The 25,757-nt window shown below is 43.1% G+C and carries 23 protein-coding genes and 5 pseudogenes; 20 read left to right on the top strand and 8 right to left on the bottom strand.

Annotated features, from left to right (window positions below):
- Positions 1 to 23 precede the first annotated feature (23 nt).
- Positions 24 to 1,130, top strand: a complete 1,107-nt coding sequence (gene dinB / locus EYA81_RS03455) for a DNA polymerase IV (protein WP_117964204.1) — start codon at positions 24 to 26, stop codon at positions 1,128 to 1,130.
- 37 nt (positions 1,131 to 1,167) lie between these two features.
- Positions 1,168 to 1,542: a YccF domain-containing protein gene (locus EYA81_RS03450; protein ID WP_005832831.1), complete on the top strand. Its 375-nt coding sequence runs from the start codon at positions 1,168 to 1,170 to the stop codon at positions 1,540 to 1,542.
- Positions 1,543 to 1,639: 97 nt separating this feature from the next.
- On the opposite strand, the gene EYA81_RS19155 is transcribed toward EYA81_RS03450, so the two are convergent.
- Positions 1,640 to 1,780 carry a hypothetical protein gene (locus tag EYA81_RS19155; RefSeq protein ID WP_165491341.1) on the bottom strand — a complete coding sequence of 47 codons (141 nt, stop codon included), beginning with the start codon at positions 1,778 to 1,780 and terminating at the stop codon, positions 1,640 to 1,642.
- A 232-nt stretch (positions 1,781 to 2,012) separates the two neighbouring features.
- Between EYA81_RS19155 and EYA81_RS03445 the strand changes: the two genes are divergently transcribed.
- The 7 genes from EYA81_RS03445 to EYA81_RS19440 all read left to right on the top strand — a co-directional run bounded on the left by EYA81_RS03445 (position 2,013) and on the right by EYA81_RS19440 (position 10,421).
- A complete protein-coding gene (locus EYA81_RS03445; protein ID WP_117964205.1) occupies positions 2,013 to 2,903 on the top strand; it encodes a LytTR family DNA-binding domain-containing protein in 891 nt (296 codons plus the stop codon).
- 138 nt (positions 2,904 to 3,041) lie between these two features.
- A complete protein-coding gene (locus EYA81_RS03435; protein WP_117601688.1) occupies positions 3,042 to 4,967 on the top strand; it encodes a TonB-dependent siderophore receptor in 1,926 nt (641 codons plus the stop codon).
- A gap of 26 nt (positions 4,968 to 4,993) precedes the next feature.
- Complete coding sequence (locus tag EYA81_RS03430) at positions 4,994 to 5,407, top strand: DUF2141 domain-containing protein (RefSeq protein WP_117601676.1); 414 nt, start codon at positions 4,994 to 4,996, stop codon at positions 5,405 to 5,407.
- A 51-nt stretch (positions 5,408 to 5,458) separates the two neighbouring features.
- A complete protein-coding gene (locus EYA81_RS03425; RefSeq protein WP_131225364.1) occupies positions 5,459 to 8,146 on the top strand; it encodes a transglutaminase domain-containing protein in 2,688 nt (895 codons plus the stop codon).
- A gap of 51 nt (positions 8,147 to 8,197) precedes the next feature.
- Positions 8,198 to 8,995 carry an RNA methyltransferase gene (locus tag EYA81_RS03420; protein ID WP_117964208.1) on the top strand — a complete coding sequence of 266 codons (798 nt, stop codon included), beginning with the start codon at positions 8,198 to 8,200 and terminating at the stop codon, positions 8,993 to 8,995.
- Between the two features lie 26 nt (positions 8,996 to 9,021).
- Complete coding sequence (locus EYA81_RS03415) at positions 9,022 to 10,059, top strand: alcohol dehydrogenase (RefSeq protein WP_117601679.1); 1,038 nt, start codon at positions 9,022 to 9,024, stop codon at positions 10,057 to 10,059.
- Positions 10,060 to 10,277: 218 nt separating this feature from the next.
- Positions 10,278 to 10,421 (top strand): hypothetical protein, encoded by a 144-nt coding sequence (locus EYA81_RS19440; RefSeq protein ID WP_226791205.1) that lies wholly within the window; start codon positions 10,278 to 10,280, stop codon positions 10,419 to 10,421.
- A gap of 219 nt (positions 10,422 to 10,640) precedes the next feature.
- On the opposite strand, the gene EYA81_RS19435 is transcribed toward EYA81_RS19440, so the two are convergent.
- Positions 10,641 to 10,805: a hypothetical protein gene (locus EYA81_RS19435; RefSeq protein ID WP_227186277.1), complete on the bottom strand. Its 165-nt coding sequence runs from the start codon at positions 10,803 to 10,805 to the stop codon at positions 10,641 to 10,643.
- 140 nt (positions 10,806 to 10,945) lie between these two features.
- Between EYA81_RS19435 and EYA81_RS19430 the strand changes: the two genes are divergently transcribed.
- The gene (locus EYA81_RS19430; RefSeq protein WP_227186275.1) at positions 10,946 to 11,179 is read left to right on the top strand and encodes a transposase; all 234 of its coding nucleotides are present in this window, start codon (positions 10,946 to 10,948) and stop codon (positions 11,177 to 11,179) included.
- 433 nt (positions 11,180 to 11,612) lie between these two features.
- On the opposite strand, the pseudogene EYA81_RS03405 reads toward EYA81_RS19430, so the two are convergent.
- Positions 11,613 to 11,750, bottom strand: a pseudogene (locus EYA81_RS03405) (GGGtGRT protein); the annotation flags it as partial.
- Positions 11,751 to 11,996: 246 nt separating this feature from the next.
- Between EYA81_RS03405 and EYA81_RS03395 the strand changes: the two are divergent.
- The 5 genes and pseudogenes from EYA81_RS03395 (at position 11,997) to EYA81_RS03375 (ending at position 18,446) form a co-directional block, all read left to right on the top strand.
- Positions 11,997 to 13,136, top strand: a complete 1,140-nt coding sequence (locus EYA81_RS03395) for an IS481 family transposase (protein WP_094582489.1) — start codon at positions 11,997 to 11,999, stop codon at positions 13,134 to 13,136.
- A gap of 35 nt (positions 13,137 to 13,171) precedes the next feature.
- Positions 13,172 to 13,480 (top strand): annotated as a pseudogene (locus tag EYA81_RS03390) (transposase); the annotation flags it as partial.
- A gap of 160 nt (positions 13,481 to 13,640) precedes the next feature.
- A complete protein-coding gene (locus tag EYA81_RS19880; protein ID WP_117601680.1) occupies positions 13,641 to 13,790 on the top strand; it encodes a phage tail protein in 150 nt (49 codons plus the stop codon).
- Positions 13,791 to 14,511: 721 nt separating this feature from the next.
- The gene (locus tag EYA81_RS03380; RefSeq protein ID WP_129644039.1) at positions 14,512 to 16,650 is read left to right on the top strand and encodes a hypothetical protein; all 2,139 of its coding nucleotides are present in this window, start codon (positions 14,512 to 14,514) and stop codon (positions 16,648 to 16,650) included.
- A gap of 17 nt (positions 16,651 to 16,667) precedes the next feature.
- Complete coding sequence (locus EYA81_RS03375; RefSeq protein ID WP_117601683.1) at positions 16,668 to 18,446, top strand: S41 family peptidase; 1,779 nt, start codon at positions 16,668 to 16,670, stop codon at positions 18,444 to 18,446.
- Positions 18,447 to 18,812: 366 nt separating this feature from the next.
- On the opposite strand, the gene EYA81_RS19150 is transcribed toward EYA81_RS03375, so the two are convergent.
- Both EYA81_RS19150 and EYA81_RS03370 read right to left on the bottom strand, forming a co-directional pair.
- Positions 18,813 to 18,986, bottom strand: a complete 174-nt coding sequence (locus EYA81_RS19150; RefSeq protein WP_165491354.1) for a hypothetical protein — start codon at positions 18,984 to 18,986, stop codon at positions 18,813 to 18,815.
- Positions 18,987 to 19,054: 68 nt separating this feature from the next.
- Complete coding sequence (locus EYA81_RS03370) at positions 19,055 to 19,684, bottom strand: transposase (protein WP_117601684.1); 630 nt, start codon at positions 19,682 to 19,684, stop codon at positions 19,055 to 19,057.
- A 30-nt stretch (positions 19,685 to 19,714) separates the two neighbouring features.
- Between EYA81_RS03370 and EYA81_RS19145 the strand changes: the two genes are divergently transcribed.
- The 3 genes and pseudogenes from EYA81_RS19145 to EYA81_RS19425 all read left to right on the top strand — a co-directional run bounded on the left by EYA81_RS19145 (position 19,715) and on the right by EYA81_RS19425 (position 21,372).
- Positions 19,715 to 19,864 (top strand): hypothetical protein, encoded by a 150-nt coding sequence (locus EYA81_RS19145; RefSeq protein ID WP_165491353.1) that lies wholly within the window; start codon positions 19,715 to 19,717, stop codon positions 19,862 to 19,864.
- 174 nt (positions 19,865 to 20,038) lie between these two features.
- A complete protein-coding gene (locus tag EYA81_RS03365) occupies positions 20,039 to 20,425 on the top strand; it encodes a hypothetical protein (protein WP_117601685.1) in 387 nt (128 codons plus the stop codon).
- A pseudogene (locus tag EYA81_RS19425) lies at positions 20,391 to 21,372 on the top strand (transposase). Before EYA81_RS03365 ends, EYA81_RS19425 begins: the two are co-directional and overlap by 35 nt.
- Before the next feature lie 578 nt (positions 21,373 to 21,950).
- Here EYA81_RS19425 and EYA81_RS03355 read toward each other — a convergent pair.
- From EYA81_RS03355 to EYA81_RS03345, 3 genes and pseudogenes are all read right to left on the bottom strand, one after another.
- On the bottom strand, positions 21,951 to 22,799 hold the full coding sequence (locus tag EYA81_RS03355) for an HD domain-containing protein (RefSeq protein ID WP_131225363.1): 849 nt from the start codon (positions 22,797 to 22,799) through the stop codon (positions 21,951 to 21,953).
- A gap of 440 nt (positions 22,800 to 23,239) precedes the next feature.
- Positions 23,240 to 23,475, bottom strand: a pseudogene (locus EYA81_RS03350) (transposase); the annotation flags it as partial.
- Between the two features lie 984 nt (positions 23,476 to 24,459).
- A pseudogene (locus tag EYA81_RS03345) lies at positions 24,460 to 24,648 on the bottom strand (DUF4372 domain-containing protein); the annotation flags it as partial.
- Positions 24,649 to 24,814: 166 nt separating this feature from the next.
- Between EYA81_RS03345 and EYA81_RS19875 the strand changes: the two are divergent.
- Together EYA81_RS19875 and EYA81_RS19870 are read left to right on the top strand one after the other, a co-directional pair.
- Positions 24,815 to 25,318: an IS4 family transposase gene (locus EYA81_RS19875; protein WP_370293328.1), complete on the top strand. Its 504-nt coding sequence runs from the start codon at positions 24,815 to 24,817 to the stop codon at positions 25,316 to 25,318.
- Positions 25,291 to 25,755, top strand: coding sequence for a transposase (locus EYA81_RS19870; protein ID WP_250646929.1), 465 nt, complete (start codon positions 25,291 to 25,293; stop codon positions 25,753 to 25,755). The genes EYA81_RS19875 and EYA81_RS19870 overlap by 28 nt, the downstream gene beginning before the upstream one ends.
- Positions 25,756 to 25,757: the final 2 nt, after the last annotated feature.

Raw genomic sequence — 25,757 nt, 5'->3', positions numbered from 1 at the left:
TGTATCGGGGAGTTGAAAGAAGAATGACCGGACGAAAAATTATACACATCGATATGGACGCATTCTACGCCTCCGTAGAACAGCGTGATAATCCTGCATTGCGGGGCAAGCCCATTGCCGTGGGCCATGCGGAGGAGCGGGGAGTGGTGGCGGCAGCCAGTTACGAGGCACGGCGTTTCGGGGTGCGTTCTGCCATGTCGTCACTGAAGGCAAAGCGGCTGTGCCCCCAACTTATCTTTATCCCGGGACGGATGGAAGTCTACAAATCCGTTTCCCGCCAGATACACGAAATCTTTCATGAATATACGGATGTCATCGAGCCCATTTCGCTGGACGAGGCTTTTTTGGATGTGACGGAGAATAAACCGGGCATTCCGTTGGCTGTGGACATCGCGAAGGAGATAAAGCGGAAGGTGCGGGAGAGGTTGAATCTGGTGGCTTCCGCCGGCATATCCTATAATAAGTTTCTTGCCAAGATAGCCTCGGACTACCGCAAGCCGGACGGGCTTTGCACCATACATCCTGCCCAGGCACTGGACTTTGTTGCCCGGCTGCCCATTGAAAGTTTTTGGGGAGTGGGACCGGTAACGGCGAAGAAGATGCACACCTTGGGGATTCACAACGGGGAACAGCTGCGCATGCAGTCTTTGGAAATGCTGACCCGCGAGTTTGGCAAAGTGGGGACAGTCTATTATGATTTTGCCCGTGGCATCGATACCCGTCCGGTAGAGGCTGTCCGTATCCGCAAGTCTGTGGGCTGTGAACATACGTTGGAGAAGGACATCAGCAAGCGTTCATCCGTCATTATAGAGTTGTACCATGCGGCAGTGGAGCTGGTGGGGCGACTGGAGCACGCCAATTTCCGCGGGAATACGCTGACGCTGAAAATCAAGTTTCATGATTTTAGCCAGATTACCCGCAGTATGACCCAAACAAAGGAGCTGGTTGCCCTTGACGTGATTCTGCCTTTGGCAAAGCAATTGCTGCAGGAAGTGGATTATGAACATCATCCTATCCGTTTGATTGGGCTTTCCGTTTCCAACCCCCGTGAAGAGGGGGAGGAGAAAGGAGTCTGGGAGCAGCTGAGTTTTGAATTTAGTGACTGGGAGACGGACCATTCAAATAAATAATGCTATATTTGTGTTCAGTATTAAAAAAAGGAAAGCTATGGGCTGTTTTATGAATATTTTGTGGTTGATGTTTGGAGGTATCATCACTGCTGTGGAGTATCTTATTGCAAGTTTATTGATGATGTTCACCATTATTGGCATCCCTTTCGGCATGCAGACCTTGAAAATGGCAAGCCTTGCCTTGTGGCCTTTCGGCAAAGAGGTTCGTAGCGGGGAACGTTCCAACGGTTGCCTCTATGTGCTGATGAATATTCTTTGGATATTCTTGGGCGGCATTTGGATTTGCCTTTCGCACTTGGGATTCGGGTTGTTGCTGTGCATCACTATTATAGGCATTCCTTTCGGTATTCAACATTTTAAGTTGGCAGGGCTGGCATTGACTCCTTTCGGGAAGGATATTGTTGCGGCTTGAGTTATTTTCTGTTGGTTTGGAATATGCCAGAGAAGAAGAAGGGCGGGGAATTTTTCAGTTCTCCGCCCTTCATTCATTGTATTTAAAGGTGTTTTTTTTACATGGTTACAAGGGGCTGCTTTGCAAGCAGTTTTTGTAGTTTACCGTTCAGTGTTTGGCACATTGTTCCATTACCCATTGCTTGATAGCGTTTGATTTGGTACTGTAACATAAAAATTTCATTTGCATTCTTTTTCATAATTCTCATCTTTTTGTGCTCTCCGCGTTTCGGAAAGCGGGTTTTATATCTTTTCTTTTATCTTATAACGCTGCAAAGATACGAAATGTTTGCGATAAATATGTTCTATAACATAAAAACTTATGTTTCTTTCTTCATTTTCTCTAGAAATACTGTATTTTGCAATCCGTATATAACAAATATATTACATATCTTTGCATGTACTACCATGTAAAGAAGAGAGGTAATACTTATGAATAAACTGACAGAACTTTGGCGGAGCCCCTATCCCATGTTTTATCAACGTTGGAAAGCGGTGGTGATACCTTCGGTCATTATATTTCTGATACTATATATACTCCAACCTTTCGGTATTTCCCGGATAAAGGAAGGTGTATTTTGGGTGGTTGCCGGTTCGGCACTTATAGCGGCGGGTGCTTCGAGCATCTTCACTTACCTGCTTCCGGCATTGTTTCCCACCTATTATAAAGAGCAGAACTGGACGTTGGGTAAACACGTGTTGGACGTGTTGCTGATGCTGTTACTGATAGCGGTGGGAATTTGGGTCTATCATTCATGGTTGATGGGTATGTGGCTGGACAAGCGGTTGTTTTTTCTGGCTTTGTCTTGGGTAATGGTACTGGCACCTTTTCCAGTCGTGTTTTTCTTGCTGTGGAATCGCAATTTGCAACTGACCCGTAATCTGCAAGAAGCCATGGAGATAAATTGCCACCTTTCAAAGAGGGCATCTCAAGAGGTTGGGGCGGAAAGTAAGGAGTTTTCTCCGGAGGAAGTGTTGGTGTTTTCCGGTGGCACCAAAGATATGCTGGAAGTGAAGGCCGTAGATTTTCTTTATGCGGAGGCTGAAGGAAATTATGTGAAGGTGGATTATCGACTGAAGGGAGAGAGTACCCGGAAGATGTTGCGTGCCACGATGAAGCAGGCAGAGGAGGCGGTTGCTGCCTGCCCCTTCATTATCCGGTGTCATAGAGCCTTTCTGGTGAATGCCCGCAAGGTGGTGAAAGTGGACGGAAACTCTCAAGGATACCGGTTGAGGCTGGAGGGAGATGGAGAGGAGATTCCTGTTTCACGTGCCTATGCCAAGGAGGTGAAAGCACTGATAGAAAACAAGATAAAGCGGTAGCTATTCGTCACAGAGATACGCCATTCGTCACAAGTCGTTGGTTGTTCGTCACATATCCGGGTCGTCTGTCCCGGATATTTTTTTTGTCCGTGTCCTTCCTTTATGTTTGTGGCAGGAAAACATAACGAACATGAAGATATGAAGTGGAAAATAATCTTTTTAATGACGGGCGGACTTCTCTTTGTACAAGCTTCCGTAGCGCAGAAGTCGGTGACGGATACCGTGCGTCTGACATTCAATATCGATAGTATAGGTCTGGACGAAGTGGTGGTAAGAGGGAAAAAGACTCCTGCCGCCAATAGCAGGTGGAGCGATATGCATCCGGTGGAACTAGTCACGGTGGGCGGTGCAAACGGTGATTTGTACAAGGCATTGCAGACCTTGCCCGGTACGCAGGTGCAGGGGGAGACCGGCGAATTACTGGTACGTGGTGGGAGCAGCTATGAGACACAGACCTTCATTGATGGGATGCATGTGTTGAATCCCTATACCTCCAATGGAATAAATACCCCTTCGCGTAGTCGTTATTCCACCTTCATGTTCAGTGGGGTGAATTTTGCTTCCGGCGGGGCTTCGCAGGAGTACGGAGAGGCTCTTTCGGCTGTTCTGCCCTTAGAAACCAAGGATTATAGTAAAGTGGATAAGGTGGGCGTGAATGCTTCCGTAGTCGGTGTGGGCGGGGGCGGTACCAAGACTTTGGACCGTGGCTCCTTGTCCGTCGATCTGAATTACCAGAATCTGAGCTTATATGACAAGGTTTATTCCGGACGGACAGAATTTGAGCGGCCCTACCGGATGTTTTCCGGTGCCACCCAGTTCCGTCATACCCCCGGCGATGCGACGGTTTTTAAGATCTATGCGCAATATGACCGGACAGACTTTTCTGCCTATGAGGGGGATGAACGCAGATTGTTCGCTCTGGCCGAAGACAACATCTACGTCAATGCTACCTTTCGCTATCGTGCGGCAGGTGGATGGGACTGGTTTGCAGGGGCTGCTTATTCCTATTATAATCGGGAGGTCAACGCTGCTGCTGTTTCGGGAGATAATTGGCTGGAACGCCAGTGGGAGTTGCATTTGAAGACTAAGATGTCTAGGCGCTTCTCGTCAGTATTCCACCTGGATATGGGGGTGGAGAGTTATATCCGTAACTATCGGAATTGTTATCTATACTCCGACATAGACGATGCCAACCAAATGTCCCCCACTATCAGTGCAGGTTTCTTTTCGGCTGCTTACTATCCGCTGGAGCGCTTGAAGGCAGAATTGTCTTTCCGTACGGAGTACACTTCTCTGAACCGGAAGATGAATTTTTCTCCGCGTCTGGCGGTAAATTACTATTTGGGGGATATGATGCTCTCTGGCATAGTGGGCCGCTACACGCAATTGCCCGAAAATGACTGGTTGGTACGTAACCGGAAGTTGATGTCCGAGGTGTGCATGCAATATAATCTGGGGATGCAATACGGTTATGAAGGACGTTTCTATAAGGCAGAACTTTATTATAAAGACTATAGCCGCTTGGTTCTGGAAGAAACAGATGCTGGAACGGGGAGTGTACTTCTGACTTCCGGTGGATACGGATATAGCAGAGGTGTAGACTTGTTCTTCCGCGACCGGATTTCGATAAAGAATCTGGAATACCAGTTGTCCTATACGTATAACATTTCCAAGCGTAAATATCAGAGTTGTTCCGAGCTGACCATTCCCCAGTATGCCACTCGGCATAACGCGGCATTGGTTGTGAAATATTCCTTGCCCCGTCTTCACTCCATCATCAGCTTAACGAACCGTTTCAGCACGGGGCGTCCCTATCATAATCCATTGCTGCCGGGGTTGATGAACGATGAAGTGAAGCCTTATAATAGCTTGGATTTAGGGGTGACCTTTCTGGCGAGCAAGAAGGTGATTATCCATGCTTCCGCCAGCAATATCCTCGGTCGCAAGAATGAGTTTGGCAAAGTAGACAACAAGGCTGTCCTGGCTTCCCAAGACCGTTTCTTTTATGTAGGAGTGTACGTCACTTTGGGGAAGAAGGCTGCTTACGATGTATCCAATTTCTAATGATAACTCTTTAAAAAAGAACAAAGATGAAAGCAATGATTATTTTTTTAGTGTTTGTGTTACAAAGTGTTGCCCAGATGCTTTTTGCTCAGAACCTGACCATTGAAGTGCGTGACATTGAAAAGGTGGAGGGACATCTCTACGTCGCCCTCTATAACTCGGAAGAGGCGTTCATGAAGAAACCCTTGACCGCTTTCCGGATAGATGTAAAAGATACGTCGCTCTCCATCCCTTGCCAGGGACTTCCTGCGGGCACGTATGCCATTTCCCTTTTCCAGGATGAGAATGGAAACGGGAAGCTGGATAGCGGGGCTTTTGGCATCCCTACGGAGAAGTTTGGTTTCAGCAATGATGCCGAAGGCATGATGGGGCCTCCGTCCTATGCCAAATGTAGCTTCATTTTCTCCGGAGACATGACTTTGGTGATACATCTGAAGTAAAAATTGAAATATAATCCTTATTTTTGTGGCTCAACCTCAATAATAAGGATTATGAAACGAGTTGCACGACTTCTGGGATTTCTTGGAGTGGTATGTCTGCTGTCCTCTTGTGGCGGACGTTCTTTCATTACAGACGCTTCTTACCGCCAACGTGTGGAGCAGGACTTCAATCAAAAAAAGGAAAGGTTACCGCAGGGTGATTTGTTCGCTATTTTCGATGCGGACCTGACGCCGTATGAGCGTGAGGCACTGGAGTTTCTCTATGCCTATATGCCTTTGGCAGACATAACCGACTACCCCGGCGAATTTCATCTGATGAATGTGCGAGCCTCTCGGAAGGCGGCCGAGGAAATGCCTTGGGGAGAAACGGTGCCCGAGGAGGTGTTCCGTCATTTCGTGCTTCCGGTGCGGGTGAACAATGAGCATCTGGATAGTGCACGGGTAGTGTTTTACGAAGAACTGAAGAATCGTGTCAAGTCTCTGTCCCTTTATGATGCCATTCTGGAGGTGAACCACTGGTGCCACGAGAAGGCTATCTATACTCCCTCCGATGCCCGTACCAGTTCGCCTTTGGCAACGGTACGCACGGCATACGGGCGTTGTGGTGAGGAATCTACCTTGCTGGTTGCCGCCTTGCGTTCGGTGGGCATTCCTGCCCGTCAGGTCTACACCCCCCGGTGGGCGCATACGGACGACAATCATGCGTGGGTAGAAGCATGGGCAGACGGGAAATGGTATTTTCTTGGAGCCTGCGAACCGGAACCGGTACTCAACCTTGGCTGGTTCAATGCTCCGGCCAGTCGCGGTATGTTGATGCATACCAAGGTCTTCGGACGTTATGAAGGAGCGGAGGAAGTGATGTCCGTCACTCCTACTTATACGGAAATCAATGTAATCGGTAACTATGCAGCGACAGCCAAGTCCACCGTTACGGTAACGGATGGGCAAGGCAATCCGGTATCTGATGCCTGTGTGGAGTTCAAACTCTATAATTATGCGGAGTTCTATACTGTGGCCCGGAAACAGAGTGATGAAGAGGGAAAAGCTTCCTTGACGGCTGGCAAAGGCGACATGCTGGTATGGGTCTCCAAAAACGGAAAGTTCGGCTATGCCAAACTGTCTTTCGGCAAGGACCATGAACTGACAGTGAAGATGGACAAGACTGTCGGTGACGGCCATGCGGTAGATTTTGAACTTGTGCCGCCACCCGAAAATGCGGAGTTACCGACGGTTACGCCCGAACAGCGTGCGGCGAACGACCGCCGCATGGTTCATGAAGATTCCATCCGCAACGCTTATGTGTCTATGTTCATGACGGATGAGACAGCACGTTATTTTGCCCGGCAGTACAAGCTCGACGAAGATGCCGTTTCACGGATACTGGTCGCTTCCAGAGGAAACCACCGGGTCATTGCCGACTTCATGGCACGGTTGCGCTCTGAAAAGTCCAAAAGAGGAGGTCTGGACCTGCTCCAACGGATTTCGGCAAAAGACCTCCGCGACGTTACGCTGGAAGTTCTGATGGACCACATGCAATCCCGTATGTGCAAGAATGCCGACCATTTCCGCAGATATGTGCGCAATCCACGCGTAAGCAACGAGATGCTGACCCCCTATAAAGGCTTTTTCAAGAAAGCCGTCTCAAAGGAAGATGCTGAGGCATACAAGGCAGAACCGATGAAACTGGTGGCATGGGTGGCCCAAAATATCCGGGTAGACAATGACTGTAATCTGGGAGGGGCTCCCATTTCTCCAGAAGGGGTCTGGAAGGCCCGTGTGGCTGATGCCCATAGCCGTGACATTTTCTTCGTCTCCATGGCACGCAGCATGGCAATCCCTGCCCGTATCAACGGAGTGACCGGCAAAGTACAGTTGATAGGGGATGATGGTGTGACGGATGTGGACTTGAACCATCATCCGGAAGAGCCGGTCTTTATGGCGGAAGGAATTGCTTCGAAGGGAAAGTTAGTGGCTTCCTATAAGCCTATCCGTTCGTTGGACAACCCGAAATACTATTCTCATTTCACCCTTTCCAAACTGACTCCGCAGGGTAGTTTACAGTTGCTTTCTTATGACGAAGGCGATACGGATATGGGCGGTGGTACTACCTGGAATAGCCTGCTGAGGGAAGGAACTGCTCTGGAGGCCGGAGGTTATGTTTTGGTGACAGGTACACGCCTTGCCAGCGGTACGGTACTTTCTAAAACCACCTTTTTCAATATTCTGCCGGAGAAGACAACGGAAATTGAATTGGTGATGCGCGAGAGCGAGGATGAGGTGCAGGTTATCGGGAACTTTAATTCGGAGTCTCTCTTCACTCCGCTGCCGGACGCCGGCTCCGCAGCCCGGCAGAGTCTGCTGCAGGCTTGTGGGCGCGGTTACTTTGTCGTAGGCATTCTGGGTGTCAACCAAGAGCCAACCAATCATGCGTTGCGCGATATCGCTTCATTCAAGGCTGATTTGGAGAAGTGGGGGCGTAAGATGGTGTTGCTGTTCCCTAATGAGGCCAAAGCCGGCAAGTTCGCCCGCGAGTCATTCCCCGATTTGCCCTCTACCATTATTTATGGTATAGATACGGACGGTATCGCTGCGCAGATTGCAGAAAGCATGAAGTTGAAGCATAAAGAGAGCCTGCCGATATTCATTATAGCCGATACTTTCAATCGGGTGGTCTTTGTATCGCAAGGATATACCATCGGACTGGGAGAACAACTGATGAAGACAATAAAGGGGTTATAGGGCTTTCTGCTATGAATTGTAAATAGTAATTGTCAAATAATAAATCATCCGATGCCTATTATCGAGATATCATCTTTGACTCATCCCGGTGTGGAGATCTTCAGTACCCTTACCGAAGCCCAGTTGCGCAACCGCCTTGAGCCGGACAAAGGGCTGTTTATAGCTGAGAGTCCTAAGGTTATCAAGGTGGCTCTGGATGCCGGCTACGAGCCTTTGGCCCTTTTGTGTGAGCACAAGCACATCTATGGGGATGCTGCTGAAATCATTGAACGTTGTGGCGATATACCCGTCTACACAAGCGGTAGGGAATTGCTTGCCGAGCTGACCGGTTACGTCTTGACACGTGGTGTTCTTTGTGCCATGCGCCGTCCGGTTCCGAAGAGTATGGAGGACATCTGCCGGGGAGCCCGGCGTATTGTGGTTATTGACGGGGTGGTGGATACCACCAATATCGGGGCCATCTTCCGTTCGGCAGCAGCTCTTGGCATGGATGCCGTGCTGTTGACGCGTAATTCCTGCGACCCTCTGAACCGTCGTGCGGTCCGAGTTTCAATGGGAACGGTTTTTCTTGTGCCGTGGACGTGGATGGACGGTCCTTTGGATACGCTTGGTGAGTTGGGCTTCCGCACGGCGGCCATGGCGCTTACGGACAATTCCATTTCCATAGACAATCCCGTTTTGAAGACCGAGCCCCGGTTGGCTATTGTGATGGGTACTGAGGGAGATGGTCTTTCGCACGAAGCGATTGCGGGAGCCGACTATGTGGTTCGTATCCCCATGGCGCACGGTGTCGATTCTCTGAACGTGGCGGCTGCGGCGGCCGTTGCTTTCTGGCAACTTCGCGTTTAAAAGTGATAACTCAAAAAACATATATTATGTTGGCATATACTTATATTGAACACGGAAAGTTTGGATTGCTTGAGAAACCGATACCAGTATTGGAGGATGCACGCGATGCTATTGTGCGGGTGACATTGGGTAGCATATGCACCAGTGACTTGCATATAAAGCATGGAAGCGTACCGCGCGCTGTACCCGGAATTACGGTAGGACACGAAATGGTGGGCATCGTAGAGCAGGTGGGTGCCGACGTTGAGTCGGTAAAGCCCGGCGACCGTGTGACTGTGAATGTGGAGACTTTTTGTGGTAAATGTTTCTTTTGCCGTCGCGGATATGTGAATAACTGTACCGATCCCAATGGCGGTTGGGCTTTGGGGTGCCGTATCGATGGCGGCCAGGCGGAATATGTACGTGTGCCCTATGCCGACCAGGGGCTGAATCGTATTCCCGATACGGTAAGTGACGAGCAGGCGCTCTTGGTAGGCGATGTGTTGGCCACCGGCTTCTGGGCCGCCCGTATCTCCGAAATAACCGAGGAAGACACTGTACTCATCATCGGTGCCGGGCCGACGGGTATTTGTACCCTGCTTTGTTCCATGCTGAAGAAGCCCAGTCGCATTATTGTCTGCGAGCAGTCGGCCGAAAGAATCCGTTTTGTCCGCGAGCATTATCCGGAGGTGCTGGTCATTGGGCCGGAAAACTGCAAAGACTTTGTGAGGAAGCATAGCGACCATGGTGGGGCAGATGTCGTACTTGAAGTTGCCGGCACGGAAGATACTTTCCGCTTGGCATGGGAGTGTGCCCGTCCCAATGCCATTGTCACCATTGTGGCGCTTTATGACCAGCCTCAGTTATTGCCCTTGCCGGAGATGTATGGTAAGAATCTTGTCTTCAAGACCGGTGGTGTGGATGGGTGCGATTGTGCCGAGATACTGCGCCTGATAGCGGCGGGACAGATAGATACCACACCACTTATCACACATCGTTTCCCATTAGAGGAAATTGATGAAGCCTACCGTATTTTTGAGAATAGGCTGGAGGGGGTGATAAAGGTGGCGATTGTGGGTAGATAGAAAAAAAGGCTGTCTCAAAATGAGTTTGAGATGGCCTTTTTTGTGTCTGCAAAAAAATCGGACAAGCCCTAACTTCTCTCAGCCAAAACTTGCCCGTGTCCCTAATTTTTCGTATCTTAGGGAATCAAGTCAAGATATCCCAAGGATAATGTTTAAAAGTTACACCTCCAACGATAATCTGCTTTTGCCTCCATATTTAGGCGATTTTATTCCCCAAAATGATCCAGTTCGGGTTCGTCTGGGGCTCCGTCACCAAACAGGAACTGCGTGATTCCGCTCCGGTCACATATCAGGATATCACCCCGAAGAAAGTGGAAAAGGCACTCGTGCAGATAGATGATACCCTGAACGGGGGATGCTGACAGGAAAATGAAAGCAAAGGTAAGACGTCTAAGGAAGTCATGGCCTGAACAATTCAAAAAATATGAATCATAGGGAAAACTACTTGATGGACGTGACAGCTACTCAAAGACAGACAATGACGCCACTTTCATGCGCATGAAAGAGGAGCATATGAGGAACGGACAATTCAACTCCGGATATAATTCCCAGATCAGTACCAATAACCAGTTCATTTTGGGCTATAACTCTCCATCAGTGTGTGGGTGATACTTCCACCTATCCTCTCCCTTTATGGCAGATATCTTGACGTATCTGTCTGTGATGCCGGATACGGAAGTGAAGAGAACTATCTGTATGCTTTCAGACATGGCATTGCATGCTTCGTAAAGTACAATTATTTTCATAAAGAACAGAAAAGTAACTTCAGAAACAATCCGTTTCTGAAGTTACTTTTATTATAATGAAGAAACCGACGGCATGTATTGTCCGATGGGACAGAGAATGGAAAGACTCTCCGATGCAAGGTGGATAACAGGCAACGGTTTTGTGTAGACCAAGATACAGGGTATCTAACTGTAAGGGCTGCCCGTTAAGATGCCGGTGTCACAGAAGCCGCTCGGAAAGGATAGTACAGGTGAATCACCGTCTGAGAAAAATCAAGGAAATAGAACGTGAAAAGTTCATATCGCCGGAAGGCCTTAAATATCGCAATCAGCGACTGCAGGATGTGGAAGCCGTATTTGGAAACCTCAAGAACAACAGGCAGTTTGATAATTGATAATTGAATTAATCTGATACGAAGTTAACCATATTGCAGAAGGGAAACTAATGTAAACTAAATGTTCTTGAATTTGAAGGTAGAGGTGTAAAGTAAATAAAGTTGTATGATTGAAGTAATTTCATTACATGCCATTAATAATATAAGATAGGAGGTGTTTAATATGATTTTGATATGAGTTGATACAATAGTGACTTATGAATGTTTTACTTTGTTGTGACGGTATAGATACCCCGTCACAAGTATGTCACAGAATTAGCGATAATGTGGCAATTTATAGAGTATAATATAGGGCATCGTCACAATTGATAAGGTGATGATGCTAAAGGATGATGGGTATAGGTGAGTAGAGCAAGGATAGCGTGGAAGTCTGTTAAAACAAGAAGAGCCTTCCCTAAGGAGAGATCTTTGTCGTAATCTGTGTATCAGATGATTATCTACTTAAAGCCTGAGCTACGTCAACTGCACAAGCCACTGTACATCCTACTATCGGGTTGTTACCAATGCCGAGGAATCCTATCATTTCTAGGTGAGCAGGAACTGATGAAGAACCAGCGAACTGAGCGTCGGCACTATAAAATATTTTGTGTAAATGTAATCGGATGCTTTACGGTTTATAAAAGTTCTAAGGATTACCCCGAGAAACTTAGAAAACTCATCATTGAGAATCCTGAAGACGGTACACGATACATCTTCCTGACGAACAATCTTGACGCATCTGCGGAGTTAGTATCATCGCTTTATCTGAATTAGTCAAGACTTAATCTGACAGTTACGTATAAAAAGAATAAATTTGTAACAGAAAACAGATTAAGTTATGACAACATCAGAAAAGGTCATCAAGAACAAACTGGGATTGCTTGAACTCTCCCAACAGTTAGGAAACGTATCACGTGCTTGTAAGGTTATGGGCTACAGTCGTGACAGTTTTTATCGTTTCAAAGAGTTGTATGAACAAGGCGGTGAAGTCGCCTTGCAGGAGATTTCTCGCCGTAAGCCTGTCATAAAGAACCGTGTGGAAGAACACATCGAGCAGGCAGTCGTACAGATGGCGATAGACAATCCTGCATTGGGGCAAGTCCGTGTATCCAATGAGCTACGTAAGAAAGGTATTCTTATTTCGCCGGGCGGAGTGCGTTCCATTTGGCTACGGCACGATATGGAGACCTTCCAGAAACGCCTGAAAGCATTGTCAGCCAAAGTGGAACAAGAGGGCATTATCCTTGATGAGAACCAAGTGGCGGCATTGGAAAAAGCAAAAGAAGAAAAGCAGGCTCATGGAGAGATAGAAACTTATTATCCCGGTTTTCTACTTGCCCAAGACACTTATTATGTAGGATATATCAAAGGTGTGGGACACATTTATCAGCAGACCGTCATTGATACTTACTCCAAAATCGGATTTGCCAAGTTGTATGACAGAAAGAATGCGCTTGTTGCTGCCGATATGCTTAACGATAGGGTTATTCCTTTTTTCGAGCAGCATGACTTGAAACTGATGCGTATGCTAACAGATAGAGGAACAGAATACTGCGGAAACAGAGAAAATCATGAGTATGAATTGTATTTGGCTGTGGAAGACATTGATCATTCTAAGATTAAGGCGAAAAGCCCTCAGACAAACGGTATATGTGAGCGATTTAACAGAACCGTGCAGAATGAGTTCTATGCTATTGCATTCAGAAAGAAAATCTATACCTCTATCGAACAGCTGCAAGCAGACCTTGATATGTGGATGAACTCCTACAATACCCAAAGAACACACTCTGGAAAGTACTGTTTCGGGAAAACGCCCATGCAAACTTTTATCGAAGGAATCGCTGTGGCAAGAAAGTATCAACTGCAAAATCAGGAAATGATAAAACCGAATGAGCAGGATAAAATCTCATTCGGTTGTGAGGATGATGAAACTTGTGTAACTTCGCAACAAACATCTGACAGTTTTTTTGTCCGATAGTAAAACAAATGTCAGAACAAGTCTTGACTATTACACTTTATCGAAACAGATGGAGTGTTGAACTATTCTTCAAATGGATAAAACAACACCTGAGGATTAAGAAGTTTTGGGAAACATCAGAAAACGCAGTATTCATACAAATCTATTGTGAGATAATTACTTACTGCTTAGTAGCAATAGTACAACACGATATGAAATTAGAACGCAGCGCCTATGAAGTTCTCCAAATTCTCGGAATCTCTCTAACTGACAAAACACATCTTAGTGACTTGTTCGACAAATCGAATTTCAAAAATGCCAAAGACCAATATGATTCAAGTGAACCGAATTTATTTAATTTTTAACCTTGTCCATTTTTAGTGGACAGTAGTGACATATTATAAATCAATACTAAAATATAGATTTATATGTATAAAGAAAGTTCCCTAATATTTCTGCCCTCATTTAATTTAGTGACGAAAACCACCCACAGTGTTGAATTGTTTTTGAGAAAGGAGGTATAATATGGCATGGAATGATTTGGCGTCAAATGAATGTCCTACAAAAGCTGATATAGAAGACGTATTTGCCCGATTTGTATCAGGTATGATTATAGCCTTTAAAGGTAGTTCTATACCAAATGGATGGGCATTATGTGATGGGTCACTAATTTAATTGGAAAGTTTATATGCGGTGGAAGTACATTTAATGTTGGTGATACTGGCGGTAATGATACTGTAACTATACTTTGGTTTATATAATGAAATTGTGATATAAGATAGTATAAGTTGAATATAGATAAATAAAAACCGCATCTAAGTTTGAATTTGGGTGCGGTTTTTATTTTGTGTTATTAGTGCATTAAAGTATATAATTGGGAACTTATATTATCCCAACCCTTTATACAATTTAGTCATCATCCGGTTATATTGGCTGAAGGATTTTGTGGAGGGTATCCCATAGCAGGCTGTTTTTATCACGCCAGCATAACCGGAAGCCTGACATATCCCTTACCTTTGTTTAGCCATGATAACATATCCCCAATAATAAATCCAATCTCTCGTCTGGTCAGTGATGATAGGATGGGAGTTTTTTGTATGATTTTTGAGGATATCATTTGTATGTCTCGTCTGAATATCCTAATTTTCAGACATAGTTGACAACTTTCCCACCTTCTTTTGCTTTTATTGTCTAAAATTATATATCTTTGCATTATTGAATTACTAAAATATGAGTGCTACAGAAATTATACTGAATATCTGTCACAGGCTGGTTGAAAGAAGAGCAGCCGGTGCCGTGCCGATTTATCATTTATTATCCGTTGTAATGATATTGTTTTTTTTATGTTTTTAATAGATTTTTTTTAATTATGCGCACATCTTATTATTTTGGGGGCATGGTCGGATTTGTACTTATGTCCTTGATGGGTTTACTGGGATGCAGTGACGATGACGAAAGTAAAGTAGTTACTTCAATCCCTCCCTCAATAAATCTCGAGGTCAGTGATGTAACCAGAACTACCGCATCCTTTTCCATTTCGTCAAGCGATGCAACGGATTATGCCTATGTAATATTACCTGATGCAGAAAAAATAGCAGATGCAAAGACGCTCTTCAAAGAGGGCACAGCAGGTATATTTGAAAAGGATTCCCAAACGGCCAAAATTACTCTTACTGATTTAACAGGCGACTCTAACTATATGCTTTATGCAGCTGTCAGAACCATTAATCCTTTCGTTTATAGTGAAATTCTTTCTCAGCCCATAGATACCCATAAACCATATAGTGGCATGATTTCGTTGGAAAGCGTAGGAACCACTTCATTTTCCTATCATATCATGAAGCCAGAAGGTGCTGCTAAATACAAACATGTCTGTCTTTCTAAATCAGATTTTGATTATATCATCAACTTAGTAGGTGGTACTCCCACTTCCTACGTTAATGCTTTTGGGACAGAAGCCACTGAAGATAAAACTTACTTATTTGATACTACATTTCTTGATGCTTCGGGATTCCGCCAAGATATTTATTCAGATATGGAGTTTATCGTGATTGCCGGTGAACTCAACGAAGAAGGAACGGTTGATGAAAAGGCTGTAAAGACTCTGGTCTTTAAAACAAAAAAAGCGGGGAAGGCTCCTTACAACATAGAAGTCATGGTCAAGAACATAACTTCTATGACAGCAGATATTAATATTATACCAGAAGCTGGTATCGAACGTTTCCGATATCATGTAAATACAAAAGCCGAATTTGACTATATGTCATTTGAAGGCGAAGCTTCTGTACGCCGTATGATTATAGGACCTTGGAGTGAAACAAGCAACGAAGGCATAGGATCCATCGTGGTCAATGCAAAGGGATTAAAGCCGAATACTGATTATCAGGTAGGAATTGTAGGATTTGATAAAGACAACCGTGAAAAATTACTGCTGTATGATTTTAGAACCGGTGAGCCTATAGGTCCGCTGCCGGAACTGAGCGCAACGCCGGAATCGGTAGAAACACCCTGGAACAAGGCTGCTTTCCGCATCAAGACTACTCATACCGTTTCCATGGTAGCTGGAATCTTCCCGAGAGGATCTATTAATGAAGTACTTAGCCGTCCGGGTAATGAATCTTTGACTGCTGGCGATGTCATAGCCAATAATGGTTCATCGTTGACGCCAGAACAAGTAGCGGCAGCTATGACAGCAGAAGGTTTACTGCTCGAAAGCAGTGACAATTTGTCGCAAAATACCGAATATGAATTTGGCATCTATGCCGCCAATGAAGAAGGCGTAGGTGTTTCTGTAGTACACGACTTTACAACAGCCACATTGCCTCAGTATGATGGTAATGGAGTCCGGGCTAAACTTCCTGGGAAATATACTGCTACTACTAAAGATGTTACGGGCCAGAATGTAACCTTCCCTGTTGTTATAGCCACAGGGGTAAACGAAACTACCGAAAAGGCATATCATGATAAGAATCGTCTGGTTGTATTAGGATTTGCTCCGAGTGGTGTAGAGTATGCCTCTCCGGAAACTTTGTTAGCCAACGGATGGGCATCATCTCAAGACGAAGCTGATGCCAATTATGGTCCCAAATGGTTTATCGAATTTAATAAAGGCAATGCCATTTCAACAAGTGCTCCTGTAAATGGTGAACTGGATTATGCTATGGCAAAGTTCAACGGGCACGAAATATATTTTCATGGATTTGCTAAACGTCCTAACAGTGATCAATTCACTGATATGACCCTAAGTTTTCCGATAGAAGTAAGCGATGACCTTACCATAACTATCAAGAAAGCTGTTGATAATTCGTTTGAATATTATCCTGGTGTTCTGGCAGGTTCAAGCCAATGGTGGGGTGATATGACTTTTGCAGCCTCAGATGAAATCATCTTAACACGTGATACTAATCAAGGAGCTGTAATGCCTACCACAAAAACTGTAGATCACATTATGGTGCCGCAGCACGTTGTATTGACATTAGATAATATTTCTATGGCAGATAAACGTAGAATGGCCGTAGAACAAAGATATAAATAACTAAAAATAGATTAGTCATGAAAAAGATATTTAACAGGGTGCTGATAGTTATGCTCATGCTAACTTTTACTATGACATCATGCAGTGACGATGATGAATTGATTCAAGGCACAGGAGTCTCAGAGGCTTTATGGGAAAATGAAAATGAAGCCATTATAGAAGGGGAAACTATAGATTTTGAATTTATGGCAGAGGCTGAATGGACAGCCAGTAGTTCTGCTGAATGGTGCGTTGTGAAGACTCCGTCGGGTGTAGCGGGAGAATCTTTACTGCGATTAACTATAGAAAAAAACGAAGAAACGGCAGCCCGTGTAGCGACCATAACCCTTCAAGTATCAGGTTTTGCTAATTCTGTTTCATTTAACGTCAAACAAAAAGAGGGCTCCATAGAACAAGGTGATGGAAAGTACCGTACTGTTAATGAATGGGTAGCCGCTTATATGAAGCAGAATTATTTGTGGAATCGTCCGATTGATAATCTGTTCTTGGACTACAGTATCAACTACGATCAATTCTTCCAAAGTATATTAGACGGGGTATCTGACCAAGATGAGATCAACCACGATGATGGTTTTTGGGAAGGTAAAAAACGTATGTATTATTATTCTACCTTAAAAAGCGATGCTCCTACCACCCGGGTAGTAGGCCAAGAGCAATATGGTTCAGGTGTATATTTGCTCCAAGCCACTCGTCTTGGTGCAGACTTTATCGGATATGCCGTTATGGCGGTTACTCCAGGTACTCCGGCAGATCAGATAGGTTTAGTACGCGGAGACTTTATTACTGAAGTAGACGGTACAGCTGTTACTGATGCTAATTATAAAGCGTTGGGAGAACTTATATATAATGGTAATGTGAGCGTTACTGTGAATCGTGTAAAATGGGAGGACAATGGGTCTACGCCCATACTCATGCCGAAAGGCACTTTGCAGTTGGGCTCAGCAACCTTTATAGATCCGGCTATCTATCAGCATAAGGTAGTAGAAATGGAAGGTACCGGTAAAAAAGTAGGTTATTTACTCTATATGGGATTCAATATAAACTTTGATGAAGATTTGATGGCCGCCTTTGAATATTTCCGCCAGCAGCATGTCACTGATTTAATCCTTGACTTACGTTATAATAATGGTGGTGATGTGCTTTCTAGTGCTATGATGGGTACCCTAATTGTCGGTGCTGATTATAAAGGTCAGGTATATGCACATACTCAATTTAACGAAGACCGTACCAATGCAGGGGAAGGAGGAGATTATAAAATTGGTGTCAAGGAAACTGTAGAACGCGTTTATGAACCGTTGGAAATAGCACTTCAACATGCTGTGGGACTAAAAACTGTCTATGTTTTGACTAGTCAGACAACGGCTTCTGCCAGTGAAATGGTAATCAATGGTCTCCGTGGATTAGGTTTAGAAGTTAATCTTATCGGTCAAAGAACGAATGGAAAGAATGTAGGTATGGAAGGTGTGGTACGTAGTTTCTATAACTATGACTTTTATCTATACCCTGTCAGCTTCTACATTAAAAATGCTAAAGGTTTTGGAGATTATGCATCAGGATTTGTTCCCGATGTTGAAATTGATGATTCTGCCATTTACCCGGGTGAATTTGGTACGATGGAAGACCAGTTAGGCTACATTGCTTTGACGTGGATAAAAAATGGAGAGAAGCCGCAACTTCAAACTCGTTCTTCTTATAATGGAACAGTTCACTCAATGAATGTCTTCGGTGATCTGTGGGATAACAGACCCATCCAACCAATGGGCGGAGCTATCATACGACGCTATACAGAAAAATAATCAGATGTATTAATCAATAAAAGGTGTGTTATGTTGTCATTGTGACACACCTTTTGGGGTTTATTTCTGATCAGTTTCTTTGCCGCTACCAGCCGTTACGTTACAATTGTTACAATTAAAAACGGGACATGTACCTTTGTGGTATGTGTCCCGTTTGGCTGTTATGTGGTGTGGTAAGGGAATTGCTTCTTTTTCTCAAGGTTTCGGTTTTTGCTCAGATCTTTGTTCGGGTTGAATCATTTCGCACGGCCAGGAAGGGTAGATATTGGCATGGGGTTCGTTTATATTTTCTTTGGATGGTAATTGAATAACCTCGGTATTGTAGAACCAAAAGCCATTGAAATTTTCTCCATAAATTCTATTTTTTCAAATACCTAAATATCCACGGCATTCCTTGAATATGACCTCTATGCCCCAACGTCTTTCATACAGTTCAAAGGCCCTGACGGAGTGCATGGAGGTGTCTGTTGTGAGTAGCACTTTCCGATGGGTGCTTCGTCCGTATTTGATGATGAAGATGCGTACGGGTTCTTCGTCCATCTTTACATGAAGCTGAATGTATTTGCACTTGTACTTTCTGCAATAGCAGAAAGCAGTGCGTTCATACCTTAAATCAATTCATGGATGTTCTGGGGACGTTTGGACTTATTTGTCTGATAACGCAACTTAGGATTCATCGTGGCTAAACCGATATAGTGTATCGCGCCGCCACATAACTCACGTACAGTATGAATGTACGATTCGCATGTAAACCAACTGTCAGCAAGCACATACTTGGAGTTAATGCCATGTTTAACTGAATGACGAAGCATTCGCTTGGCCATTTCGAGCTTGCTCTCATTACATTCCACCTTGCGTGCATAGTCCGGATTTTTTATGTTCCGCTTTTCCTTGAACTGCTCCTTCCGCTGCTTTAGAGTCAAACCGGAATTCTTATTCTTCCCTTTTTCCCGATGAAGGGAAAAGTCTATGGGATAGCAGCTTTTTCCGTCAGAGAGGGCGAGCGTTAGGCATTTTATTCCATAAATGAAACTGTGGGTGACATGGCCGAACACCTTGCTGACAGCTTCGATTCGGACACCGCTCTTTTGAAAGGCCGTATCATCAAGGATGGCACAAGTGTCATTTTCGTCAGTATCTACCTGATGCTCCTGAAAGATGGTATGGAAGCGCAGGGTGATTTTGGTAAGGAATATCCGCCAGTCGATGCGAGCGTTCAATAGCGTGCGGTATAACATGTTCTTGGAAACAGTGCAAAGTCCCTGAAAATGATTGGAGGTTGCACTGGCAATCGTTTTTCCTCACAAGCGCACGATGACGAACGTGATGAAGAGGGAAGTCAAAGTATAGCCTTGAACCTTTTCAAACTTGAGATTACGAACGATTTTACCGATGCTCCACGCCTGCATGATGACTAAAAGTTGTTCTTGGGCTTGTCTTTTAACGGATAAAACAAAGCCTTGGTAAGTTCGTTCAAATTAGCTATTTCTGCATCTATAACAGTATTCTTATTTCCCATTGTAAATCAGGGCTCAGTAGATTTTTAGTGGGGATTATTTTTTATACTCATGAAGTATTGCTTACTTCGCATTATGAAAAACGATTATTTGAACATGCTAGCCAGCCTCGTGTTGCCGGCTCAGATATTAGATTACTTTTTCATCTCTGGAGTCGAACAAACCTCTCAAGAGATTCATATCAGTCTGGATGAAAAGATGAATCCCAAGTTAAGCAATGACGTACATTTTGAGTCCAAAGGTTTTATGGAAGCTGTGAATGTGACGGACTTTCCTATGCGGGACCATAAGGTAATCCTCAAGATCAGATGTCGGCGTTGGACGGACTTGCGCACAGGTAAAAGTTTCAGCATTCCCATCTACCTCGGCGTTGTGGCCAAGGGAACCAGATACTCCAAAGAATTTGGGGCTTTTTTAAAAGAAACGTATGGAGACATCCCCAGTGACCTGCCGTACGCTTGAGGAATTCTATCATATAGATGGTCATACATTCGAAAAACAGTACAAGGAGGCCCTCAGCGGATATCGTAATTGGGAACAGTTATCTCATGCCGATGAATAGATGCTGTTTCCTGAGAATATGGGACCGCGTCTGGCAATTGACGAAACATCGCTCTCAAACGGTGAACTTTACACCTTTGTGACAAATCGCGATGTCTGTACAAGGGAGTGTTCTCTTGTAGCAGTTGTGGCAGGTACCAAATCAGAGGATGTAATAGCTTTGCTTCAGCGAATTGACGAAGAAAGTCGTTATGCCGTTAAAGAAGTGACACTTGACCTTTCAGACTTCATGCGCAAGATTGTACGGACTGCATTTCCTAAATCCAGCCGTGTTATAGACCGTTTTCACATTCAGAAATTAGCTTATGATGCCGTGCAGGAATTACGCATCAAATACCGTTGGGATGCCATACAGCAGGTCAATGAGGAAATGGAGGAAGCTAAACAGAAGAACGAAGATTATGTCCCATACCAATATTCCAATGGTGATACTCGTAGGGAATTGCTTATACGCTCGCGGTATTTACTTTTCAAATCAGCTGATAAATGGACAGAGAGGCAGAAACAAAGGGCGGCAATACTATTCGAAGAATACCCTGACATTAAAAAGACGTATGGTTTGTGCCATTCCTTGAGAATGGTATTCTCAAAGAATACCATAAAGGATGCTGCACGTCTAGCTATGGCAGGGTGGTATAGTAAAGTGGAAGAAGCAGGGATACATTCCTTTAACGTCATTGCTGCTACTTTTTATGAACACTATGAATTTCTACAACCATCGCTCTTCAAATGCAATGGCAGACTCTTTCAATGCTAAAATTAAACTATTCAGAGCAAACCTAAGAGGCATAGCTGACAAAAGGTTCTTCCTTTTCCGCATTGCTAAACTATATGCGTATCCCTGCTAAAAATCTACTGAGCCTAAATCAGTTGATTGGATACCTCTAATTTGCGAAGAAAATTTGAATTACTGTTACTTCCCACCCCTCTTTATTGGGGTGGGAAACTTTAGGCATAGTTTTAGAATTTGTATCAAAGGGCGGTCTGGGTTGGTGTTTCTCCGTGAAATAAACTGTTTCATATTAACTGACCGCCCTTATGTATTGTACATATCCATCAGTTTTTCATCTCAATATATGGATACAATGTGTTTGAGTAGTATTTCACGCCCGTTCTGCCAGTGATGGTCGGATGAGTATTTGCTTATCTCATTCGGTTGCCTTATCTTTACAGATATTGTAAGGTAATTAGATTGAAGACAGCTTGAAGAGCCTCATTGTCTGTGAAGATAGCGTTTCATAAGCTTTATACTCGGGTCAGGCTTTCTTTCTCACTCTACAAAAAATAAAAGTCTTCCGGAATGCAGTGAACACTATTGATAAGAGATGTAACCATAGCCATTATACACCATTATTCGGAAGGCTTGGATGAATAGAATAGAAACCATGTGGGAAATGTTCAGTTATCTTAAGGCTCTTATTTTTTGTTACAATAAATACTTTGCTACAGACTTCCAATTTGGAAACTGTTCAGAACCGAATAATATAAGCTTGCCTTTAAAATTAGCAGCACCATTCTTCTTCCTATCATCTATTAAGTAATCACCTGCATTTAAGTTTTTATGATGCGACAAGATTAAACGCTTATAGCATACTTCACCCAAATAACGTTTTACCCATTCCAATTTATCAGACCATGCACTTGGGTTGTCCCATGGAGCTGTTGATAATATGTAAATGTCATATTTGTTCTTTAAACAATTTATAGCATCTATTGCCCCTTCATTGGGTTGCATTTTGGAAAATATATTAGGGACTCTATCATAGCACCCCGCGTATTGTTTTTTTAGCTTCTCACTTAAAGCGTCTATGCCAGATTGGAAGTTTACCAACACATTATCCATGTCTACATATAGAACTTTCTTATTTGAGCACTGTTCGAGGTAGTCCAATGCTTTTTTATATGTTTCCATTTTCCAATGTGGCTTACCATCCAAACGGGACAAATCCATATTGTCTTTCAAATCTTGTATTTTGACTTTTACGGCAAGTGGATTGGTTGCTACACGTTGGATGAATGTTTGGTAGTCCTCATCTTCTATTTGGGTCAGACACTTTAAAGCAGCCAACACTTCATTACTAAACCCTTGTGCTTTTAATTCTTCCAATGTCATAGAGGTATCTTCTACCACATCGTGTAACAATGCCACAATCTTTTCATCTTCTGTTTGGCAATGTAATGCCACCCTTGTAGGGTGAAGTTTGTAAGGAGTGCCAGCTTTGTCTGTCTGACCCCAATGAGCCTTGTAAGCAATATCTAAAGCCTTATTCAACATATTATTTTAGTTATAAATATTCATCGGGTAGTGGTGCACGTGGAATGGAAAATGTGCCTTCGTCCAAAAAGCCACCAGCCATTTCAATATAGTCATATATAATGTTGACAATATGTTCCAACTTACCATACGAAAACATAATCTTCTTTTTTTAAATTGATGGTCTATATAATTTACAGTTTCTTCAAAACTTACATAATTGCCAAAACCTATAACATCATTCCAGTAATTGCCGAAAGCCGTGTCAATTGCTTCCCTAATAATTATTGGAAGTTCAAATTTAATTCGATTATATACAGCAACTTTTACCCTATCTACATTTATGGAACCTGTGTCCATTTTAGTTTACGATATTGTTAAAGTTTGAACTATACCTGACACAAAGATAACCAAAAAAGTTAGGTCTGTCGATTTTTTAGCTAAATTAACGTGAAATAAAATTAGAAAATAGTGAGTTGCTTGTTATTGATGAATTTTACATCAATAGCGGGTTGCTTCTCAAAAAAGCAGTATGCTACGATAGTTAACAATGAATTGGCAATAAAATTACAGAAAGAACGATGTCTGAAGTGTCTATCTGTGCAATGTTCTTCAATTCGTCATTGACCGTCTCAATCAATGCTCTTTTTCTGAGCAGAATCTTGTCAGCTATGCTCATCGGGGAGTTTCCCATATTATAATACATGAAATATTCAAGTAGGGAATTTTTTTACCTTCATTATTATATTTCAATTCGAAGCCGGTAAGTTCTTTCAGATAAAGATTTATAATATTCATCTATTATTTCTTTTACTTGGTTTAATTAACCTTCCATCAAAATTGAAAAGTAAAATAGCTTAACCCATTGGCGAAATCAAGGTCTTAAAAGGCTCTTATATATATACTGTTGATATTTAATAAATTATAAAGGTATAATTATTTAATTTGCATTTTTTTCGACATATGCAAATGTATGGCTGGTAATTTAATCAATGGATTGGATTCAGTAATATTTTCAGTAGACATGTTGTACCCACTTTCCCATCATGAAAGCCATTACTCAGCTATTGCTGTCGCAAAGTACAGATATTAAAGAAACTTCAATATGTTATATAAGATTCGTCAAATAGGAGTTTTCTTCGTTGCCAGGGTAAAAAAATCATGTAGACTTGTCAGATGGGAACGGAGATTAACTAATAATGTATTTGGATATAACTATCATAGCAACAATGCTTTATATGGGTTGGTACTATATATTGCCTCTCCGTTTAGTTGGAACCGAGATCAAGAACAAAAACGCGAATTTGTTTTTAGCCAACTAGACGCACATATTTTCTCTACAACCAGCTGAACTTTACAAGAACCGTTGGAAAGAACTTTTCTTCAACTAGTTGCACCCCTCAGAATTAAGTTTTTTGGGGGAACTACTGAAAATACCATAAGAATATAAATCTGCCTATGTTGTCACTTGTAGTTGCTATTGTCCCAAAAAACATGCAACTCGACAGAAATATTCTTTAAGTTTTGCAAATTCCGAGTATATCATTTGATAGGCAAAACTCTCCTCAGAATCCTCTTCATCAAAACTAAATTTCAATATGACAAAGAACGGTTGATTAGACTTGAATGAGCCAAGCTTATTCGATTTTTAATAACGTTCCCATTTTAATAGTACACTCATGAGAGCAACTATCAAATCTCGCAGACTTTCACGATTAGAAAGTTGGCCAAATATCAAAGCAAGTAGTTGATTCCAGCAGGTGAAGTGCTTCACATATTTATCGCCATCATACTTGGTGACTATGCGGTTAAACTTACTTCGATTCAGAAATGAAGCCAATTGAGCGAAAACGTATTTGTCTTGGAACATATGCCATCGGATTAATCTGATGCAAAGCTACAAATTCAAGTCCGTTCGCTCGGAGAATAGCTGTAACTAACTAAATTTCAAATATTTCAAAGAACTCTTTTAGATTTTAATGGGACAGTAATGAGTTGCTCTTGAAGCTCATCATTCCAAATGTTATCATTTAGGAATGGGTAAAAATGTATCAAAGTCATCGCTGGCAAGAGCAAATCAAGATAGAGACTATCACATCTTTGAAGAATATGCTTACTACCTAGTTAGCGAAGCACGACAAAAGTGTGCTAATCATATTTTCAAACTTGGCGGTAACGTTTATGCTTTCGATTCGACAACTATTGACCTGTGCCTTTCAGTCTTTTGGTGGGCAAAATCCCGCAAAAAGAAAGGTGGTATTAAAGTGCATACATTATATGATGTGGAAACACAGATTCTTGCATTCTTTCATATCACGGAAGCATCCGTACACGATTCTAAAGTCATGATTGAAATTCCTTATGAACCAAGCTCTTATTACATCTTTGACCGCGGTTATAGCAACTTCAAAATGCTGTATAAAATTCATCAAATTGAAGCCTACTTTGTTGTCAGAGCAAAAAGAATCTCGGGTACAAATCCATCCAATGGAAACGTAGGCTGCCTAAGAATGTGCTTTCAGACGCGAGTGTACTTCTGACAGGATTCTATCCTAAACAATATTACCCAGAGCCACTTAGGCTGGTTAAATATTGGGATGAAGAACAAGAACGAGAATTTATATTCATAACCAATGCGATGCATATATCTGCGCTTCAAGTTGCTGAACTTTATAAAAATCGCTGGCAGGTAGAGCTGTTTTTCAAATGGCTCAAGCAGCACCTTAAAATCAAAAGATTTTGGGGAACTACAGAGAATGCTGTTCGAATACAGATATATGCTGCTATATGCGCTTACTGTTTGGTGGCAATCATTCAACACGATATGCAACTGGACAGAAGTACATATGAAGTGTTACAAATACTGAGCATCTCATTGACTGATAAGACTTATCTGAGAGACCTCTTTAATAAAACTAAATTTCAAAATGACAAAGAACGATTCGGACCAAATGGGCCAAGTTTGTTTAATTTTTAATT

Origin of the sequence: Bacteroides sp. A1C1 (genome assembly GCF_004328515.1) — a bacterium.
GTDB classification, from domain to species: Bacteria; Bacteroidota; Bacteroidia; order Bacteroidales; family Bacteroidaceae; genus Bacteroides; species Bacteroides uniformis.
The sequence above is the reverse complement of the archived record's forward strand: the minus strand, read 5'-3'. Positions and strand labels throughout refer to the sequence as shown.

Bases quoted from the DNA above. Each gene is read 5' to 3' on its own strand.
- EYA81_RS03370 (WP_117601684.1), bottom strand. From the start codon at position 19,684: ATGTTATACCGCACGCTATTGAACGCTCGCATCGACTGGCGGATATTC.
- EYA81_RS19880 (WP_117601680.1), top strand. From the start codon at position 13,641: ATGGCATGGAATGATTTGGCGTCAAATGAATGTCCTACAAAAGCTGAT.
- EYA81_RS03365 (WP_117601685.1), top strand. From the start codon at position 20,039: ATGAAAAACGATTATTTGAACATGCTAGCCAGCCTCGTGTTGCCGGCT.
- EYA81_RS19875 (WP_370293328.1), top strand. From the start codon at position 24,815: ATGGGTAAAAATGTATCAAAGTCATCGCTGGCAAGAGCAAATCAAGAT.
- EYA81_RS19440 (WP_226791205.1), top strand. From the start codon at position 10,278: ATGATCCAGTTCGGGTTCGTCTGGGGCTCCGTCACCAAACAGGAACTG.
- EYA81_RS19145 (WP_165491353.1), top strand. From the start codon at position 19,715: ATGATTGGAGGTTGCACTGGCAATCGTTTTTCCTCACAAGCGCACGAT.
- EYA81_RS03395 (WP_094582489.1), top strand. From the start codon at position 11,997: ATGACAACATCAGAAAAGGTCATCAAGAACAAACTGGGATTGCTTGAA.
- EYA81_RS03415 (WP_117601679.1), top strand. From the start codon at position 9,022: ATGTTGGCATATACTTATATTGAACACGGAAAGTTTGGATTGCTTGAG.
- EYA81_RS03450 (WP_005832831.1), top strand. From the start codon at position 1,168: ATGGGCTGTTTTATGAATATTTTGTGGTTGATGTTTGGAGGTATCATC.
- EYA81_RS19155 (WP_165491341.1), bottom strand. From the start codon at position 1,780: ATGAAAAAGAATGCAAATGAAATTTTTATGTTACAGTACCAAATCAAA.
- EYA81_RS03420 (WP_117964208.1), top strand. From the start codon at position 8,198: ATGCCTATTATCGAGATATCATCTTTGACTCATCCCGGTGTGGAGATC.
- EYA81_RS03430 (WP_117601676.1), top strand. From the start codon at position 4,994: ATGAAAGCAATGATTATTTTTTTAGTGTTTGTGTTACAAAGTGTTGCC.
- EYA81_RS03380 (WP_129644039.1), top strand. From the start codon at position 14,512: ATGGTCGGATTTGTACTTATGTCCTTGATGGGTTTACTGGGATGCAGT.
- EYA81_RS03425 (WP_131225364.1), top strand. From the start codon at position 5,459: ATGAAACGAGTTGCACGACTTCTGGGATTTCTTGGAGTGGTATGTCTG.
- EYA81_RS03375 (WP_117601683.1), top strand. From the start codon at position 16,668: ATGAAAAAGATATTTAACAGGGTGCTGATAGTTATGCTCATGCTAACT.
- EYA81_RS19150 (WP_165491354.1), bottom strand. From the start codon at position 18,986: ATGGACGAAGAACCCGTACGCATCTTCATCATCAAATACGGACGAAGC.
- EYA81_RS03435 (WP_117601688.1), top strand. From the start codon at position 3,042: ATGAAGTGGAAAATAATCTTTTTAATGACGGGCGGACTTCTCTTTGTA.
- EYA81_RS03355 (WP_131225363.1), bottom strand. From the start codon at position 22,799: ATGTTGAATAAGGCTTTAGATATTGCTTACAAGGCTCATTGGGGTCAG.
- EYA81_RS19435 (WP_227186277.1), bottom strand. From the start codon at position 10,805: ATGAAAATAATTGTACTTTACGAAGCATGCAATGCCATGTCTGAAAGC.
- dinB (WP_117964204.1), top strand. From the start codon at position 24: ATGACCGGACGAAAAATTATACACATCGATATGGACGCATTCTACGCC.
- EYA81_RS03445 (WP_117964205.1), top strand. From the start codon at position 2,013: ATGAATAAACTGACAGAACTTTGGCGGAGCCCCTATCCCATGTTTTAT.